This is a genomic window from Cytobacillus sp. FSL H8-0458 (genome assembly GCF_038002165.1).
GTDB lineage: Bacteria > Bacillota > Bacilli > Bacillales > Cytobacillaceae > Cytobacillus.
In genome coordinates this window covers 91,268-108,183 of record NZ_JBBOBR010000002.1, presented here as the reverse complement: position 1 = coordinate 108,183, position 16,916 = coordinate 91,268, and the positions used below count along the sequence as shown (strand labels likewise).

Sequence of the window (16,916 nt, the reverse complement as noted above, 5' to 3'; positions counted from 1 at the left end):
GTATGATTGATTTGAAACCGATTGATATAGATGGCCACACTTTTTTGAGTGTTTCGGTGCAGCTGCCAAAGACCAATCTGCTGGTGGTAACGAATGATAGAGGGTATATCATGTGCGGAGCCCTGGATGTCGCTTTGCTGAATGAGAAGCTTAAGGACCGCAAAGTAATTGCCGGCAGGGCTGTCGGTGTAAAAACGATAGATCAGCTGTTAAATGCCCCGCTTGAATCTGTCACTTATGAGGCCGAGGAGCTGGGCATTGTTAAAGGAACGATCGGAAAAGAAGCACTTCTCAAAATGATCTAAAGGCATGCCTGAATGGGCTTGTCTTTTTTTTATGCATGAGCCGCTTTGCACATAAATTATTTTATCCGCAAGTAAAAGCGGGTTATCCTCACATAAATCTTTCAATCTCAAAATATATCATAAACTCACTCTCAAGCCGGGAAATTTGTCGTATAATGTAAATATAACCAAATAATGCCCGAACTATAAAGTAGCACCGAAAAAAGGATATGGGAGATACATATGAGATTAGCAGCAACCAATACAATTGAGACTGGCAGTGTTTTGGCCAAAGCTATATACAATGACAAGGGTCAGGTCCTTTTGCATGAAGGTGTGGAGCTGGCTGATAAATTAATATATAAACTGCAGGAAATGGGTATTACCTATGTGTATATCAAGGATGTGCGCACTGAGGATATCCAATATAAGGACCCTCTGACTCCCAAAATGCGCAAACAGGCTATCGAAACCATTGAAACCGTTCTGAAGGAAGTACAAGCAAATAAAGAGTTATCAGGCTCTCTGATAATTGAGAATGCCTCAAAGCGGCTCTCAGCGCTGATACGTCAGCTAATCAGTGAAATTAGGGGAAATAAAGAGCTGCTTACGATCCTATCAGACGTTTATACATATGATCACTATATTTTCACCCACTCCCTGAATGTGACTCTTTATTCACTGGCAATCGGGATGAAGCTGCAGCTCCTGCCAAAGGAACTTGAAATCCTGGGGCTGGGTGCAATTCTTCATGATGTCGGAAAGATGAAGGTGCCGGCAGATATTCTTTTGAAACCGGGTAAATTGACAGCAGAAGAATTTAAATCAATTAAGAAGCATCCGGAAGATGGATTTAATATATTAAGAAAAGTAGAGACAATCCCTCTCCTTGTTGCACATTGTGCCTTTCAGCATCATGAGCGATTGAATGGTTCAGGCTATCCGCGCGGCCTCCAGGGGGACGAGATTCATAATTTTGGCAAGATAATTGCGATTGCAGATGTGTTTGACGCAGTAACATCCAATCGCATTTACAGACAGGCTATGCTTCCTCATGAAGGCCTGGAAGTTCTGTATGCAGGGGCTGGAAAATTATTTGATAAGAAAGTCATTGAAGTTTTCCGGCAGGCGGTTGCCGTGTATCCAGTTGGTGTTACAGTCGAGCTGAATGACGGAAGAAAAGGTGTTGTCTGCCGGCAGAACGCGGGTCTTAGCGACAGGCCAGTCATCCGCATACTTGAAGAAAAGGGCAGGAATGTGGAGCCATATGAAGCAGATTTAGGGCTTGAATTGAATTCTGTTATTACAGGCTGTGATACGACTTTAGTACAACAATAAACTATTTTGGATTTTTGAGCCTAGTTCCCTCCTTTACAGCATACATATAGCTTGTAAAGGGGGGATTTGTTTTGGCAAAATTTCGCGGCCGGCTGCCCCGGAAAGGTCCTCTTCCATTTCGCTATGTATTTCTTTTGACCTTTATATTTTTCGTTATCTCAACAGCTGCCGGCCTCTGGATTATCAATGAAGGGCTTAAGCCAACACTCATGAGCTATGCCGATTCACAGACAAGGAAAATCGCATCATTGGTGATAAACAATGCGATTAATAAAAAAATTACCAATGTGATGGATTTGGAAGATATGTTTGAAGCAAGCGAGAGCGGTGTTGTCAGCATAAACGTGGAAAAGCTGAACAGAGTCAAAGCGGAAGTAACCGAACTGGTTCAGGATAATATTAAGAAAGCGGAAAAGGGGGATTTGGATGCATTAGAGTCCTTTACAGACGTGGAAATCAATACGGAGGAAATGCAGCACTCAAATGGAATTGTCTATTACGTGCCGCTTGGCCAGGCAACCAATAATGCCCTCCTCGGTAACTTGGGTCCCCGTATACCGGTGAAGTTTAATGCAGTCGGTTCCGTTACCTCCAATTTTATAACTGAAACAAAGGATCACGGCATAAATAATGTGGAAGTGAAGGTGCTGGTCCGCCTGGATGTGCAGGTTCAAATTATCATTCCTTTTGCCACTAAAATTATCACAGTACAGGAGGATGTGCTGGCGGCTTATGGCATTTACCCGGGAAAGGTCCCGCAATTTTACAATGGCGGAGGGGGCACCTCGCCATCAATAGAAATACCGGCGGGCCAATAACACTTGCCAATAGGTTAGTATTTTGATAAAATTCTACTATAATTTCATAAAAACCTTATCATATCCGATGGGGTAGAGGTGCAGGATTCAAAAGTACGCTGTGTGAGGATGACAACGACGACCGCAGCCGAAAGGGAATGTTGCCGAAGCATGATTAGTGAGTCAGAACTAATCTTGCTGGGGTTACTTCGAATAGGAGTAACACTGTCATTATGAGGGGAAAGTATGAATATACTTTGTCAAAGCCTTCATAATGGGGAGCTACAGATCGTGATGGAGAAACTAATTACTTCAAAAGAGTAATGATAGATTTTTCTCTATCGTTACTCTTTTTTTATTTTGGTTTTCGTCATCATCCTTGTTGTTTCCCCTGATTGCAAAACGGACATGCCGCATGGCGGTGATCCAAAAAAACAAGAGGAGGACAAGAAATGACTAACACGATTTTCTCCCTGCTGCCGCCTTTGGTAGCAATCGCTATGGTTATCCTGACCAGGCGCGTATTGCTGTCACTGGGAGTTGGGATCGTAACAGCCGCACTATTGCTGGCCGAATTCAGCATCACAGAAACTTTCAGCATCATTTGGGATGCTGTAAAAGGAATTTTTGTTTCAGACGGAGAGCTGAACACCTGGAATGTATATATCATTCTATTCTTGCTTGTATTAGGAGTTATTACTGCATTTATATCTATCTCAGGCGGAAGCCGCGCTTTTGGAGAATGGGCGATGAAGCGGGTCAAGACCCGTGCAGGCGCACAGATTGTCGGAGCTGTTTTAGGTATTATCATTTTCATTGACGACTATTTCAATGCTCTGGCAGTCGGTCAGATTTCACGTCCGATTACAGATCGCCAGCGCGTATCACGTGCGAAACTGGCTTATCTGATTGATTCGACTTCAGCCCCTGTTTGTGTCGTTTCACCGGTCTCAAGTTGGGGTGCGTACATTATTGCGCTGATTGGGACCATTCTTGCTGCCCACAATGTTACCGAGTATTCCGCTTTCTCAGCATTTATTCAAATGATTCCAATGAATCTTTATGTTTGGGCTACACTTGCTATTGTATTTATCGTGGCGTTAAGAGGCGTAGAGATTGGGCCAATGAAAGTGCATGAGAAGCGGGCAGTTGAAGAGGGGCTTGTAATGGATCCGGAGAAGCCTGCACCTGGTGAACTGAAGGACGACCTTCCAACAAGTTCAAAAGGATCTGTCGGCGATCTTGTCTGGCCTATTATTGCTCTTGTCATTGGTACAGTGGGCTCAATGTTTTGGACGGGGTCACAGGCGGTAGAAGGAAATGCGACTGTTTTACAAATATTTGAGAACACAGATGTCTCCAAATCCCTAATCCTTGGTGGCCTGGTGGGTCTATTGGTTTCGTTAGGTTTATTCTTCCGTCAGGCATTCTCTTTGAAAGGGGTTAACCCAAATGTTTTTGGAAAAGGAGTATGGGAAGGTATTAAATCCATGCTTCCAGCTGTTTATATCTTGCTGTTTGCCTGGGCGATTGTTGATTTGATCGGCCGTCTGGAAACTGGAAAGTATTTAGCAGGTCTTGTAGAAAGCTCAAATATGAGCACGTCATGGCTTCCGTTTTTACTTTTCGCCATAGCGGGAATTATGGCTTTCAGTACTGGAACCTCATGGGGATCTTTCGGAATCCTGCTTCCGATTGCTGGAGACATTGCCGCTGCAACAGATATTTCACTGTTATTGCCGGCTATGTCTGCTGTCCTTGCAGGTGCGGTATTCGGCGACCATTGTTCACCGATTTCTGACACAACGATTCTTTCTTCAACAGGTGCAGGCTGTAACCATATGGACCATGTGATGACTCAGCTTCCATATGCATTGATTTCAGCAGGAATCGCTGCTGTTGGATATCTGGTCATCGGATTTACCGGCAGCACTGTCATCGCATTACTTACAGTGGCTGTTCTTGTAGCGGGATTTGCTTTCCTTGGCCGCGGCAAAAAAGAAGCATGGCAGGAAAACAGAGCAAGTTAAAAACTATAGAAAAAGGCCTTTCTCTTTGAGAGAAGGCCTTTTTTGGTGCTGTCCATCATAAATGAAAAGGTTCCCTTCGAGGGAACCCTTTTATTTATAGGTTATTATTTTTTCTATTTAAGTCTTCATCTTCAGTAATATGTTCACTGCCGCCCTCAAAATGCACTTCTTCTTTCTTGAGATTTTCTTTGACCTGCTGCGTTTCCTGAACTTCCCGTTTGCCTACGACAATCTCTTCGGTGACAACGGGTTTTTTGGAGACTTCCACACGCTCTTCAGTAATTGGAATCCTGATTGTTTCATCTTCCGATATAGGTGAGGAGCTTACATCAGCCGCATCATCCACTTTTCTTCTTTCTACATATACTTCTTCATGCTCGACAGGTACATTTATAGTTTTTTGTTCTTCCACTACATCCTTCTGGATTTCAACTTCTCCAGATTGTACACGTTCTTTTGACACATCGAGCTGTTCTTCCCGCAGTTTTAATGATTGCTCATCATCTGCAACTGAATTTCTTAGCTCATCATATCCGTCTGTGTAAGTGCTATTCGCTTTAGCTTCGGCAGTCCCGGCATTGGTAAAGCCAGTTGCGGTATCCATTTTTTCACTGTATAAAATGATTTTCCCTTCGTTCACATACGTTTCATACTTGCGGGCTTCATCATCTGACATGCCCAGTTGGCTGAACTTTTCACCTGCAGATTCGCTGCTCATACGGTCATCATCAAACCAGGATGCCAGACTATTCAAGAAACCTGCACTTTCACTGCTGTCTCTATTTTTAGTCTCGAAGGTCTCTGTATGAACACCGGTTTTATTTTCAAGAGATGTATCCAGATGTTCAGTATGCGCAATGATCGAAAGTTCCTGAACAGGGTATCCGTCATTTTGCAGTTCTTGAATGGCATTTACTGCTTCTCTTTGTGAGTTATAAACTCCGATAATATTGGTATCCATTTGTAAAAACCTCCTCTGGATTTCATTTATGCTATATTTGAAAACTTTTAAGCACATTGGTTATATTCCCGGGGCCACTAAGGACAAACGAGGTTAATTTTGGCAAATGCACAATATTATTTTGAATTATCTGAACAAATAAAGAAAGTTTTTAAGTTTCAGGAATAAATTTTACAAAGGGGGTGAGGACAAGGAAATACTTAGTCATTTTTGGTAAAATAACTCCTTGTCGGGGGGAATCCAAATGGAAATTAAAATAGGAATATATTAATTTTCATAGACGCTTTACTCTGGTATTGTGCTAAAACCAAGTATTTCGAAAAATATTACTATTAGGAAAATAATGTTTTGACAGAATATCAAAAAATAGCTATACTAGGCTTAGTTAGATTTAATTATCTGAAAATATAAAAAGTTCCCATTGTTCTTTTTAATTGGGGATATCTACAGGGGGTAAGATTTACTATGGATAATCGTCCGCAGTGGGGATCCAGGGCTGGGTTTATTATGGCAGCTGTGGGTTCTGCAATTGGTCTAGGAAACATTTGGCGTTTCCCGGCAGTTGCTTATGAAAATGGAGGGGGAGCATTCTTTTTTCCATATTTGTTTGCCTTGCTGACAGCAGGTATACCGCTTTTGATCATGGAATTTACAATTGGCCATAAGTATCGCGGATCAGCACCATTGTCTTATGCAAGATTAAGTAAGAAATACGAATGGCTGGGCTGGTGGCAGGTCGCCATTTCATTTGTAATTTCAACATATTATGCAGTTATCATCGCATGGGCAATGTCATTTGCAGGCTTCTCGTTTAACCTTAAATGGGGTGACGATCCAAACGGATTCCTCTTTGGAGAATATTTAAAGCTTGCAGAAACGCCTGGAGATGTAGGCGGAATTGTACCGGGAGTATTTATACCATTAGTTATTGTTTGGGTTGTGACGCTTGGAATCCTGTTTAAAGGGATCAAAAAAGGTATCGAAATCGCGAACAAAATTTTTATTCCTGTCCTTGTAGTTTTATTCTTAATTATTGTTGTTCGCGCATTGACACTTGATGGGGCTATTGCTGGTTTGGATGCATTCTTTAAGCCAAACTGGGAAATGATAGCTGATCCTAAAGTCTGGGTAGCAGCCTACGGCCAAATCTTCTTTAGTTTATCAATTGGATTTGCCATCATGGTAACCTATTCAAGCTACCTTCCAAAGAAAACGGATTTGACAAACAGCGCCTTTATTACCGGCTTTGCAAACTCCGGTTTTGAACTTCTTGCTGGTATCGGTGTTTTTGCAGCACTTGGATTTATGGCTGCACAGCAGGGTGTAGGCATTAATGAGGTTGTATCCTCAGGTGTGGGATTGGCATTCGTTGTATTCCCCCAGATCATTAACGAATTCCCTGCTTTAAATGGCTTATTCGGTTCTTTCTTCTTTATCTGTTTAACACTGGCGGGGTTAACATCGTTAATTTCAATTGTTGAAACATTTGTTGCCGGTGTACAGGATAAGTTTAATGTATCTCGTAATAAAGCTGTTCTTGTTGGCGGCGGTTTATCTGCTATAATTTCCATTCTCTTTGCGACACAGGGCGGGTTATACTTCCTGGATGCGGCTGATTACTTTATCAACCAATTTGGTGTAGCGTTAGCAGGACTGGTACAGGTTGTTATTGTTGGCTGGGTGCTAAAAGAGCTCAAGAATCTCCAGAATCATGCAGATGCTGTTTCTGATATAAGACTTGGTTCCTGGTGGAAGATATGCTTGACAGCTATTACGCCAATCGTGCTTGGGTATATGATGGTTCAAAACATAATAACGAATATTAAAGAGAATTATGAAGGGTATCCTACCAGCTTCCTTCTCTATTCCGGATGGGGAGTAGCAATTGGAGCCATTATCTTAGGATTTGTATTTATGGCTATTAAAAAGAATGATACACAGTCTAAGCTTACAATACCAGCTGATAAGGAGGTATCTCAATAATGTCTGGAAGTGCAATTACAATGATGGTGGTTGGGATGCTCATTATCTGGGGCGGCCTTGCAGCAAGTATCATGAATGCTGTGTCTAAAGCAAAAAAAGCTAAATAATTTATGAAGGACTGCCTGGCTAATGGGCAGTCCTTTATTCATTTTCTTCTGGCTTTAATCCGATCCTGTCTTTCCCATAATCTTAAGTGTGGATATGGATCGTAGGACCATTCAGTATAGCCGTTGTCTTTGTAGATGCCATAATGGAGATGTGGCGGGAATTTGCCTGATGTACCTGGAGGCCCATATCCGGAGCTTCCTACTCCGCCTATCATCATGCCGGGTTCAACGATTTGGCCGACTCTGAGATCCTTTGCAAACCCGCTTAAGTGGGCAAAATAATGGTAATTGTTATTAATGTCACGGATGCCAATTCTCCATCCTCCATATTTGTTCCAGCCCTTCATTTCCACTATTCCATATGAGGTAGACCGGACGGGTACCCCGTAATCAGCAAAAATATCGGTTCCCTCATGAATCCTTCTTCCGCCCCAGCCCCTTGCGTCACCCCATGTATTTCTGTAGCTGTAATTGCTCCTCAAGGGGACAGGGAAGGCGTGATCATCAAGATCAAGGCGGCCGAACTGTTTGTAAATTTGGGCTTTGCCGATGATAATGCCAACGGCTTTATCTCGCTTATAATAATTCCACAATCCAATTTTTAAATTATCATGGTCTGTACCATAGGAGAGAAGGAAATTTGCAAAGGAATGAAGAACATCTTCATCACTTTTCAAGCTGGCTTTACCGTCCCCGTCCCCGTCAAATCCTATTCCATTGAAAAATTGAATGGATGCAGGGTTTTCATCAGCTGGATCTGGATTCAAAATTCCGGCCCATTCTTCAGGTTTGAAATAGATTCCTGTAATGCCTTCAGCCTTGGGAATGTCCCTTCTTGACTGCCGGACATTCCTTTCATACTGGTCAATCCCTGCAAGGTAATACCAGGGAATGTTCGTAACAGCCTCAACTCTTTTATAAAGGGCCATTTTTTGTTTGTATATATCAGCTGCATTTTCTTGAGCACTGACTGTACATAAGGAAATCAGAAAAAACGATAAGGCCGCAGCAGCGGTAAATAAAATCCGCACGGAAATCCTCCCTTCTGTGATGGTCTGCTTATATAGTTTGTGATGAATGGATAATTTAATAAATATCAATTAATGGTAATACCAGAATCTTCGGCTTGTCCTCTTCAATTCATTATGATAAAGTGGCATCAGGTGAAGCCTAATCAGCTTAGTCGGAATTGTATGACTGGCTTTTTTAATGGGCAGAAAGTATAAATTCTGAAGTCAGAAAAACGGTCTAGCTCAAGCAGCGTAGCCCCCTCGATGTTAGGGAGTGGCGGACAAGGGCGCTTGCGCTTTTCTTTACGTCTAGCTTCAGATTAAGGAGTGGGAAAAATGAGCAAGAAAGAAGAGTATTTGCGCAAGCCGGAATGGCTGAAAATAAAGTTGAACACAAATGAAAATTATACTGGCCTAAAAAAAATGATGAGGGAAAAGAATCTGCACACTGTATGTGAAGAAGCTAAGTGCCCCAATATTCATGAATGCTGGGCAGTAAGAAGAACGGCTACGTTTATGATTCTTGGCGATGTTTGTACGCGTGCCTGCCGTTTCTGTGCTGTCAAAACGGGCCTGCCGACTGAACTGGATCTTCAGGAGCCGGAACGCGTGGCTGATTCCGTGGCTCTTATGAACTTAAAGCATGCTGTTGTAACAGCTGTAGCAAGAGATGATCTAAAGGACGGAGGTGCAGCTGTTTTCGCAGAAACAGTTCGTGCCATCAGAAGAAAAAGTCCGTTCACTACCATTGAAGTATTGCCTTCCGACATGGGCGGTGTTTATGAAAACCTGAAAACACTTATGGATGCCCGTCCCGATATCCTTAATCACAATATCGAAACTGTTGAGCGCCTGACTCCAAGAGTAAGAGCACGTGCGAAATATAAGCGCTCTCTTGAATTTTTAAAGCGTGCAAAAGAAATGCAGCCGGATATCCCTACAAAATCCAGCCTGATGATCGGGCTTGGTGAAACGAAAGAGGAAATCATTGCAGTAATGGATGATTTGCGTGCTCATGATGTTGACATTATGACAATAGGGCAGTACCTGCAGCCATCCAAGAAACATATTAAAGTGCTGAAGTATTATTCACCTGAAGAATTCCAGGAGCTGAAGGACATTGCAATGAGCAAAGGATTCAGTCATTGTGAAGCAGGTCCTCTTGTCCGCTCTTCCTACCATGCTGATGAGCAGGTAAATGCGGCAGCTAAACAAAAGCAGATTATGGGAGAAAAGGAAATTCAGCAAGCATAAATTATAAAGAGTCCAGCGCCATCGCTGGACTCTCTTTTTTGAAGTGGTTTTCTGGGGGAGGAAACTTTCCTGTTACCGGTTTCCTGTCTTTTTGACTGTTTCTCCAAGATCATCTTTATCCATATCATCGTTTCTTTCACCCTGCATTTCACCGTTTTCATTTTCACTTTCACTCATTCTTTCTCCTTGAGGAGATTTAAGCATTTGTTTGATTAACTGGTTAATGCCATTTTCAGCATTACGTCCATCAGAATCCACTGTTGCATAGTTTTCAACATTTTTCCTTAAAGATGTATCATCACTTACATAGACATGATACCATCTTGGGACAACAGACATAGCCATCTTCTTGACCTGATCAGCTGTCTGATTTCGGTTTTTTGTGTCAGTATTATATACAATCAGGACTTCTTCATCTGTTACAAGAGTTGAAATATCGTCCACATTCGGAACTTCTGTGCAATATTTCCCGATAATATCTGCAACCTGTTCACGGTCAATGGCAGCATAGTGGTCTGCTGAAACGTTGTCTCCCATAATTGGGCTTTTTTGATGGCGTACATATCCAAAGTCTTCACCGGTATTGTTTCTGCCGTTTCTGCCGTTGCTCATATCCCTATTGTATAAATCAGCACGCTGGTCATTTACATTTACGGTATGACCGGTTTCTTCATAGATATCTTCTTTTGCAGCATTATTTTGGCAGGCAGTCAGTGCAGCCATGCCGCTAATGCCAAGAATGATTAGTGATTTCTTCACTATAAACACCTCCTCATCTATAGAATTGCCACCTGCTGATTTTTTTCTCTTAGTAATTGATGGGGAATCAGTTATAATTTAAATAGGAGAAGTTATAGGTTTGTTTTCATATCATGTTAATTCCAATATAATACTGTTACTTATGCTCTTAAAATGAGGTGAAAAAATTGGTTTGCATTAATAATATCTGTTATGAATTGATCGAGGAAGAACGGAATGGTTTTAATGAAGAAGCATTTCGGGGGAGATATAGCGAAATTTTATCCAGATATGACTATATTGTCGGGGACTGGGGATATGGACAGCTGCGTCTTCGCGGTTTTTTCGATGATCAGAGCCAGAAAGCTTCATTTGATACAAAAATCAGCACACTTACAGAATACCTTTACGAGTTCTGTAATTTCGGCTGTGCCTATTTTGTTGTGAAAAAAGTTAAAAGCTAAAAAGGGCAGGGGAAACCCGGCCCTTTTTGCGCATGCGCTTTGCTTAAGTCTCTGTGTATGGCGGTTCTTCGTTTTTATCAGGATCGTCATGCGGAGGGTGCGCCCCTGGCATTTGCCGCGGCAAGTTTTGGTGAAGGGACTTGAACTCATAGTTAAAGGCGCTGTAATAACGCTGGCCCTCTCGCCATGGGGTGCTTTTATTCTCTACCGGTTCATCCGCATTTCTCGGAGCGCCATACGCACCTTCAGGCAAGTCCTCGGGAATCAGGAAATTCCTTTGTGTTTCCACATTTGAGAAGTCGGTGTATGTGCGTCTTTCTTTATCGTCCATGCCATCACTCCTTAAGAAGTTATATGAAGCAGGGTCTTTAAAGAATAAAAAGGAGAACCCACCAAAATAGGTTCCCCTTTATTATCTGTTTATTATCGTATATTAAACGATTTCCATCAGAAATGATTTAAGGTCCTCTGCATCTTCCTCAGAAAGCTGAAATACATGCTCAAGATAACCTTCTTCTTTTAAGTCATCTTCTCCTATGATGGCAAAGCGGCTTCCCTGAATATCAAGGACCAATTGTTTGCCGTAATAGCGATCAGAACGAACGATAGCTAAATCAAATCGCTGGTTTTCCCCCATAAAGCTGACAAATCTGGTTTTTGTATCTTCAAGATCATCATATAAGAAAAAGCGTTCTGCCAAATATAACACTCCTTAGTTGTTTTATATACCGATTATAGCATGTCCTCTGAAGGTTTATTCCACCAGAGCTGAAATAACTCAATGTGATCCCCATTGAAGGTATTGAAAACTTTATATACAATATAGAGGTATAGAGAACTTTAGGATTTCGGGTAGCTGTGGATGACACGGGTGCAGGCGGATGCTTTAACCAGGAGCCTGAAATTCTTCATAGGAGGAACGAAGCGTTATGTATTTCGTAGACAGGGAAAAGATTGAAGACACACTCAGTTATCTGGAACAGCAAATCTCCCTTTTTGAAGAAGTGAAAGAGTGGACATCCCCTATTGAAAAGGCAGCATTGGAACGGATTGCCCAAATTATGATCGAAGCAATCCTTGATACTGGAAATACGATGATAGACGGTTTTATCATGAGGGATCCAGGCAGCTACGATGATATCGTGGATATTCTTGACGATGAAAAAGTAATCAGCAAAGAAATGAGCGAAAGCTTTAAGCAATTCATTACATATCGTAAAATGCTCGTCCAAAACTACACAGATGTCAATCATGAGGGGCTAAAAGCAGCGATAAGCAGCCATATCCCCATGATCAAAGAGTTTCCAGGCCGGGTCCGAGAGTATTTGATCAATGAACTCGGACCGGTTTCTGCATTTAAACCTCAATAAGGTCGGAGAATTCCGATCTTTTTCTCTAGGGCAGATTAGTCTTGAATAAAGAGAAGGGCGGTGAATGTCATGCATATTGGAGAAAACTCCACAAGAGATATGATTCTCAGGTTAATCAAAACAGCGGGAAAACGATCCATTCTGGAAATTGCCCAGAAGTTAGGAATATCCGAAATGGCCGTCAGAAAGCATATTCAGGTCCTTGAAAAGGATGGATTTATTACATCTTCAATCCAGAGGCAAACAAAAGGGCGCCCTTCAAAGCTTTATCAGCTAACGTCAAAAGGTGAAGATCTGTTTCCGAAAAAATACAAGCAGCTAAGTGTTGAATTATTAACAGAACTAAAAAGCATGGGACAGGGGCATTTAATTACTGAGTTGTTTTCCAGGAGGAAAAGCCGCCTCATACAGCAGTATGAGTTTCAGACAGCGGGGAAATCCTTTTCCGAAAAGCTTCAAATTCTGGAGGAACTCCTTCTGCTTGAAGGCTTTATGCCGGAAGTTCGTATAGAGGAAGGTCAGGTCCATCTCAAAGAATTCAATTGCCCATATATCGAAACGGCAGAAGAATTTAAACAAATCTGCAGATCTGAAAAGGAATTTATCAAAGATTTTCTTTCTGCAGATAAAGTTAATATCAAATCCTGCATGGCTGCGGGTGATGGATGCTGTCATTATATAATAGAGCAAGATTAAGCGCGGGCTCCTGTTCAAGGAGTTTTTTTGCGGGAATAACTGCATCACCTGTAATCGTGAATAATTGTACAATTCACCTTGCTCCTTTAAGATAGCTTTTATGGGCGACAGCCAAGTTAAATAGCAATACTTATAGGGATACTAATCAAGGCATAGATCATATGGGAGGAATTGTTTTGAAAAAATATAAAGGATACTTAATCGATTTAGATGGCACTATGTATCGCGGGACAGAGCTGATTAGTGAGGCTGCCGACTTTGTCAAAAGGCTTCAGGAACTGGGTCTGCCTTATTTGTTTGTGACAAATAATTCTTCAAGAACACCAGGCCAGGTGGCGGATAAGCTTGTGAAGTTTGGCATTCCTGCTGAAGAAGACCAGGTTTTTACAACGAGCATGGCCACTGCCAGCTACATATATGAACAGCAAAACGATGCTTCTGTTTATGTAATCGGAGAAGAAGGAATACGGGAAGCGCTGTCTGAAAAAGGACTAAGCTTTGCAAAGGAGCATGCAGACTTCGTAGTGGTGGGGATTGACCGTTCGATTAACTATGAAAAGCTGTCCATCGCCTGTCTGGCTGTCCGGAATGGGGCAACATTCATTTCCACAAACGGAGACATTGCCATTCCGACAGAAAGAGGGCTGCTGCCGGGCAATGGGTCACTAACCTCTGTCATCACTGTTTCGACACAAACTCAGCCTGTATTTATTGGCAAGCCTGAATCAATTATTATGGAGCAGGCTTTGAAGGTGCTGGGAACCGCCAAGGAAGAAACACTGATGGTTGGAGATAACTATGATACGGATATCTTAGCAGGAATGAATGCCGGTATGGATACCCTGCTTGTCCATACGGGGGTAACAACGAAAGAATTATTGAAGGGCTATGAGAGACAGCCGGACTTTGTACTCGATTCATTAGCGGATTGGGACTTCAAATAGAAAAAGGATGGAGAAAACTCTCCATCCTTTTTCTATTCCACATTTTCAGCACTATGTGCAAGTCTGCTCGAAGCGGCAGCAGCAATAGCTCCTACAATATCATCAAGGAAGGTATGGCATCTGCCTGAACTCTTATCGTTCAGATCTTTCAGAATGCCCGGCTTCAATTTATCGATATACCCGAAATTGGTAAATCCGATGGAACCATATACGTTTACAATGGATAAGGCCAACACTTCATCCGCACCGTATAATCCTTCATCTGTAGCGATAATCGATTGCAGCGGCTCCAGGAGTTTCTTTTCCTCGGCCAGCATATCAAGCTGAATTCCTGTCAAAATGGCGTTTTGCACTTCTCTTTTTGATAAGACACGCTCAACATTATGAATGCAATCCTTCATCTGCAAATCGGGGTGATATTTCTCCTGGAGGAAGAACACCAAATCAGCTATATCCTGTATTTCAACCCCTCTTTCATGTAGCCATTTACGTGCTGTCTGCTCGGTAAGATTAACTGCTTTTTTTTCTTCATTCATTGGCTTCACCTTTTCTGGTTAATAGATGATTGCGGTAAGTACATCAGGCCTTTAAAGGACCTGTGCAGTGCACTTTTATATTCTTTTCACTATGTATATACCCTTTTTTTATCAAATATGCCCACAGCCGCTCAAACGGAAAAATTTCATTTTCTATATCATATCCATGGTACACAGTCTTATCCAAGAAAACAACAAGTTTTAAAGTCTTCTTTCATATACATACCTTAAGGATCTCTTTATAATGAGGTGGTTTAATGTTTAGAAAGCTTTTGAAAGAACAATTTGGCATAGAAGCGGAAGATACAATCAGAATCGGAAAATATGACGCGTGCCGAAAGCAGGGGCATCTTTATTTGCTTGTGCCTGCGGGGCATACAGATGAAGAAGAACTTGATGAACTGGACCAAATGGCAGAACACCTGTCTAATAACGGAGATAGAAATATAAGCACTTTTTTGAAAACGAAGGAAGGCAAGCAGTCCATTGACTGGAATGATAGCCGCTTTTGCATTTTAGTTAATCGGCATACCTTGAGCAGGAAGCAGAATCAGTTTGGCCGAAAGCTGGCAAAGTTCCATTACAGAGGCAGGAGCATTTCTTTCCCTGTGAAAAAAACGAGCAGAATCGGGCAATGGAAACAGCTTTGGGAACAGCGGCTTGACCAAATGGAAAAGGTATGGAATGAAATGCTTTTCCAGAAACCCGAAAATGATTTTGAAAGAATGTTTTTAGAGTCTTTTCCATATTATATGGGGCTGGCTGAAAACTCAATACAGTATCTTGTGGATACAGAGCTAGATGATGAACCCGGAATGGCAGACAGCGGAACCGTTTGTCATGTTAGACTGACATCTGCCACCTGGGGTGACAGTTATTATATGAAAAATCCATTTGACTGGGTATTTGATCACTCGTCCAGAGATTTGGCGGAATGGACAAGGGAAAAATACTTTCGTAATATCAAAACGTATCAGCCAGAACTCCGCCAATTTTTATCGGAATATCAAAGTATAGGAGGATTATCCTCTTTTTCATGGCGGTTATACTACGCCCGTCTTTTGTTTCCCCTCCATTATTTTGAAACAATCGAAAACTATTATGGCGCCGATTCTGAACAGCAGAAGCTGGTGCTTCAGGAGCGCCTGCAGAAGTATCTCTGGCAGTCTGATGACCATGAGCGTTTTCTGGGAGGGTTCTTCGAATTTGCCGAAGTTCCGATCAAAAAACTTAGGATTCCTCTGGTGAATTGGATCAAGAGCTGAAAAATGGCAGGGAAATCCCTCTTTCTTGGCGAAAGGAACAGTAAGCTGAGAATGTGAAAAGGGGATATTTCAATGAAACCATATGTATTTATCAGCAGGAAGCTGCCAGAAGATGTTATCGCCAGTTTAAAAGAAAAATACATTGTTGAAATGTGGGATCGGGAAGATATGCCGGTACCTTATGATGTATTCCTGCAAGAAGCTGGAAAGGCAGATGCCCTTCTGACCATGCTGTCAGAGCCGGTTAATGAGGAAGTTCTAAAAGCGGGAGAGAAACTGAAGATCGTTGCCAATATGGCTGTCGGCTATGATAATGTGGACGTTGAAACTGCAAAGAGGCTTGGAATTACAGTTACCAATACACCAGGGGTATTAAATGATTCAACCGCCGACCTGACATTTGCACTTGTGCTTGCTGCTGCCCGCAGAATGGTGGAGGCTGCGGAGTTTGTGAAGAAAGGCGATTGGAAGAGCTGGAGCCCGCTCCTTTTGGCAGGCCAGGATGTGCATCATAAAACAATAGGGATTATTGGGATGGGGAATATCGGAAAAACAGTGGCAAAGCGCGCCTCAGGATTTGATATGGAAATTTTATATCATAATCGCTCGAGGAAGCCGGATGCAGAACAGGAACTGGGAGCTCGATATGTAAGCTTTGATGAGCTGCTCGAACGGTCAGATTTTGTTGTCTGTCTGACGCCATTAACAGAAGAAACAAGGAATCTATTTAACCGAAATGCCTTCCGGAAGATGAAAAACCATGCTGTTTTTGTGAATGCCTCCAGAGGGCCGGTCGTAAATGAACATGATTTATATGAAGCACTGAAGGCAGGTGAAATTGCGGCAGCAGGATTGGATGTTTTTGCGGAAGAGCCAATCGGCGCCGAACATCCGCTGTTGGAGCTGAAGAATGTGGTGGCCATGCCCCATATCGGAAGTGCAAGCATAGAAACGCGCTATAGTATGATGGAGCTGTGTGTGGAAAACATTGATCTTGTCCTTTCAGAAAAGAATCCGAAGACACCGGTCAAATAGAAGTGATGAAGGCACCCAAGAAGGGTGCCTTTATTGATAGATAAAAATTTTTAAAAAAATTGAAGCGCAATATAACAGTATGTTAAGCGCTTCCATCTGATATT

General features: G+C 42.2%; 19 protein-coding genes and 1 riboswitch. Of the genes, 13 read left to right on the top strand and 6 right to left on the bottom strand.

Features of this window, described 5'->3' with window-relative positions; translation table 11 throughout:
• Positions 1-2: 2 nt before the first annotated feature.
• The 4 genes from NYE23_RS21905 (at position 3) to NYE23_RS21890 (ending at position 4,449) form a co-directional block, all read left to right on the top strand.
• A complete protein-coding gene (locus NYE23_RS21905; protein ID WP_341081076.1) occupies positions 3-305 on the top strand; it encodes a YunC family protein in 303 nt (100 codons plus the stop codon).
• A 222-nt stretch (positions 306-527) separates the two neighbouring features.
• Entirely contained in the window at positions 528-1,622 is a 1,095-nt protein-coding gene (locus tag NYE23_RS21900) for an HD-GYP domain-containing protein (protein ID WP_341081074.1), read from the top strand.
• Between the two features lie 71 nt (positions 1,623-1,693).
• The gene (gene yunB / locus NYE23_RS21895; protein ID WP_341081073.1) at positions 1,694-2,440 is read left to right on the top strand and encodes a sporulation protein YunB; all 747 of its coding nucleotides are present in this window, start codon (positions 1,694-1,696) and stop codon (positions 2,438-2,440) included.
• 65 nt (positions 2,441-2,505) lie between these two features.
• A riboswitch (Lysine riboswitch) is annotated at positions 2,506-2,712 on the top strand.
• Positions 2,713-2,871: 159 nt separating this feature from the next.
• Positions 2,872-4,449, top strand: coding sequence for a Na+/H+ antiporter NhaC family protein (locus NYE23_RS21890; protein ID WP_341081072.1), 1,578 nt, complete (start codon positions 2,872-2,874; stop codon positions 4,447-4,449).
• Between the two features lie 94 nt (positions 4,450-4,543).
• Here NYE23_RS21890 and NYE23_RS21885 read toward each other — a convergent pair whose 3' ends face one another.
• A complete protein-coding gene (locus NYE23_RS21885; protein ID WP_341081070.1) occupies positions 4,544-5,410 on the bottom strand; it encodes a YsnF/AvaK domain-containing protein in 867 nt (288 codons plus the stop codon).
• Between the two features lie 465 nt (positions 5,411-5,875).
• Between NYE23_RS21885 and NYE23_RS21880 the strand changes: the two genes are divergently transcribed.
• Positions 5,876-7,393: a sodium-dependent transporter gene (locus NYE23_RS21880; protein ID WP_341081067.1), complete on the top strand. Its 1,518-nt coding sequence runs from the start codon at positions 5,876-5,878 to the stop codon at positions 7,391-7,393.
• Complete coding sequence (locus tag NYE23_RS21875) at positions 7,393-7,500, top strand: methionine/alanine import family NSS transporter small subunit (protein ID WP_341081065.1); 108 nt, start codon at positions 7,393-7,395, stop codon at positions 7,498-7,500. Before NYE23_RS21880 ends, NYE23_RS21875 begins: the two co-directional genes overlap by 1 nt.
• 38 nt (positions 7,501-7,538) lie before the next feature.
• On the opposite strand, the gene NYE23_RS21870 is transcribed toward NYE23_RS21875, so the two are convergent.
• Positions 7,539-8,531 (bottom strand): M23 family metallopeptidase, encoded by a 993-nt coding sequence (locus tag NYE23_RS21870; protein WP_341081063.1) that lies wholly within the window; start codon positions 8,529-8,531, stop codon positions 7,539-7,541.
• A gap of 315 nt (positions 8,532-8,846) precedes the next feature.
• Between NYE23_RS21870 and lipA the strand changes: the two genes are divergently transcribed.
• Positions 8,847-9,764: a lipoyl synthase gene (lipA, locus tag NYE23_RS21865; RefSeq protein ID WP_048011989.1), complete on the top strand. Its 918-nt coding sequence runs from the start codon at positions 8,847-8,849 to the stop codon at positions 9,762-9,764.
• A 72-nt stretch (positions 9,765-9,836) separates the two neighbouring features.
• On the opposite strand, the gene NYE23_RS21860 is transcribed toward lipA, so the two are convergent.
• Entirely contained in the window at positions 9,837-10,523 is a 687-nt protein-coding gene (locus tag NYE23_RS21860; RefSeq protein WP_341081062.1) for a YhcN/YlaJ family sporulation lipoprotein, read from the bottom strand.
• Positions 10,524-10,690: 167 nt separating this feature from the next.
• Between NYE23_RS21860 and NYE23_RS21855 the strand changes: the two genes are divergently transcribed.
• Complete coding sequence (locus NYE23_RS21855) at positions 10,691-10,966, top strand: YutD family protein (protein WP_035331959.1); 276 nt, start codon at positions 10,691-10,693, stop codon at positions 10,964-10,966.
• Positions 10,967-11,009: 43 nt separating this feature from the next.
• Here the strand turns inward: NYE23_RS21855 and NYE23_RS21850 are convergent, their stop codons facing one another.
• Both NYE23_RS21850 and NYE23_RS21845 read right to left on the bottom strand, forming a co-directional pair.
• Positions 11,010-11,297 (bottom strand): hypothetical protein, encoded by a 288-nt coding sequence (locus NYE23_RS21850; RefSeq protein ID WP_035331961.1) that lies wholly within the window; start codon positions 11,295-11,297, stop codon positions 11,010-11,012.
• Positions 11,298-11,399: 102 nt separating this feature from the next.
• Entirely contained in the window at positions 11,400-11,666 is a 267-nt protein-coding gene (locus tag NYE23_RS21845) for a DUF3055 domain-containing protein (protein ID WP_035331963.1), read from the bottom strand.
• 229 nt (positions 11,667-11,895) lie between these two features.
• Between NYE23_RS21845 and NYE23_RS21840 the strand changes: the two genes are divergently transcribed.
• The 3 genes from NYE23_RS21840 (at position 11,896) to NYE23_RS21830 (ending at position 13,976) form a co-directional block, all read left to right on the top strand.
• Positions 11,896-12,336 (top strand): DUF86 domain-containing protein, encoded by a 441-nt coding sequence (locus NYE23_RS21840; RefSeq protein WP_076258790.1) that lies wholly within the window; start codon positions 11,896-11,898, stop codon positions 12,334-12,336.
• A 69-nt stretch (positions 12,337-12,405) separates the two neighbouring features.
• Positions 12,406-13,032: a helix-turn-helix transcriptional regulator gene (locus NYE23_RS21835; protein ID WP_341081060.1), complete on the top strand. Its 627-nt coding sequence runs from the start codon at positions 12,406-12,408 to the stop codon at positions 13,030-13,032.
• A gap of 176 nt (positions 13,033-13,208) precedes the next feature.
• Positions 13,209-13,976, top strand: coding sequence for a TIGR01457 family HAD-type hydrolase (locus NYE23_RS21830; RefSeq protein ID WP_341081058.1), 768 nt, complete (start codon positions 13,209-13,211; stop codon positions 13,974-13,976).
• A gap of 32 nt (positions 13,977-14,008) precedes the next feature.
• On the opposite strand, the gene NYE23_RS21825 is transcribed toward NYE23_RS21830, so the two are convergent.
• Positions 14,009-14,512, bottom strand: a complete 504-nt coding sequence (locus NYE23_RS21825) for a phosphatidylglycerophosphatase A family protein (RefSeq protein WP_035331967.1) — start codon at positions 14,510-14,512, stop codon at positions 14,009-14,011.
• A 257-nt stretch (positions 14,513-14,769) separates the two neighbouring features.
• Between NYE23_RS21825 and yutH the strand changes: the two genes are divergently transcribed.
• Together yutH and NYE23_RS21815 are read left to right on the top strand one after the other, a co-directional pair.
• On the top strand, positions 14,770-15,777 hold the full coding sequence (gene yutH, locus NYE23_RS21820; RefSeq protein WP_341081054.1) for a spore coat putative kinase YutH: 1,008 nt from the start codon (positions 14,770-14,772) through the stop codon (positions 15,775-15,777).
• A 72-nt stretch (positions 15,778-15,849) separates the two neighbouring features.
• Positions 15,850-16,812 carry a 2-hydroxyacid dehydrogenase gene (locus tag NYE23_RS21815; RefSeq protein WP_341081051.1) on the top strand — a complete coding sequence of 321 codons (963 nt, stop codon included), beginning with the start codon at positions 15,850-15,852 and terminating at the stop codon, positions 16,810-16,812.
• The last annotated feature ends 104 nt before the right edge of the window (positions 16,813-16,916 follow it).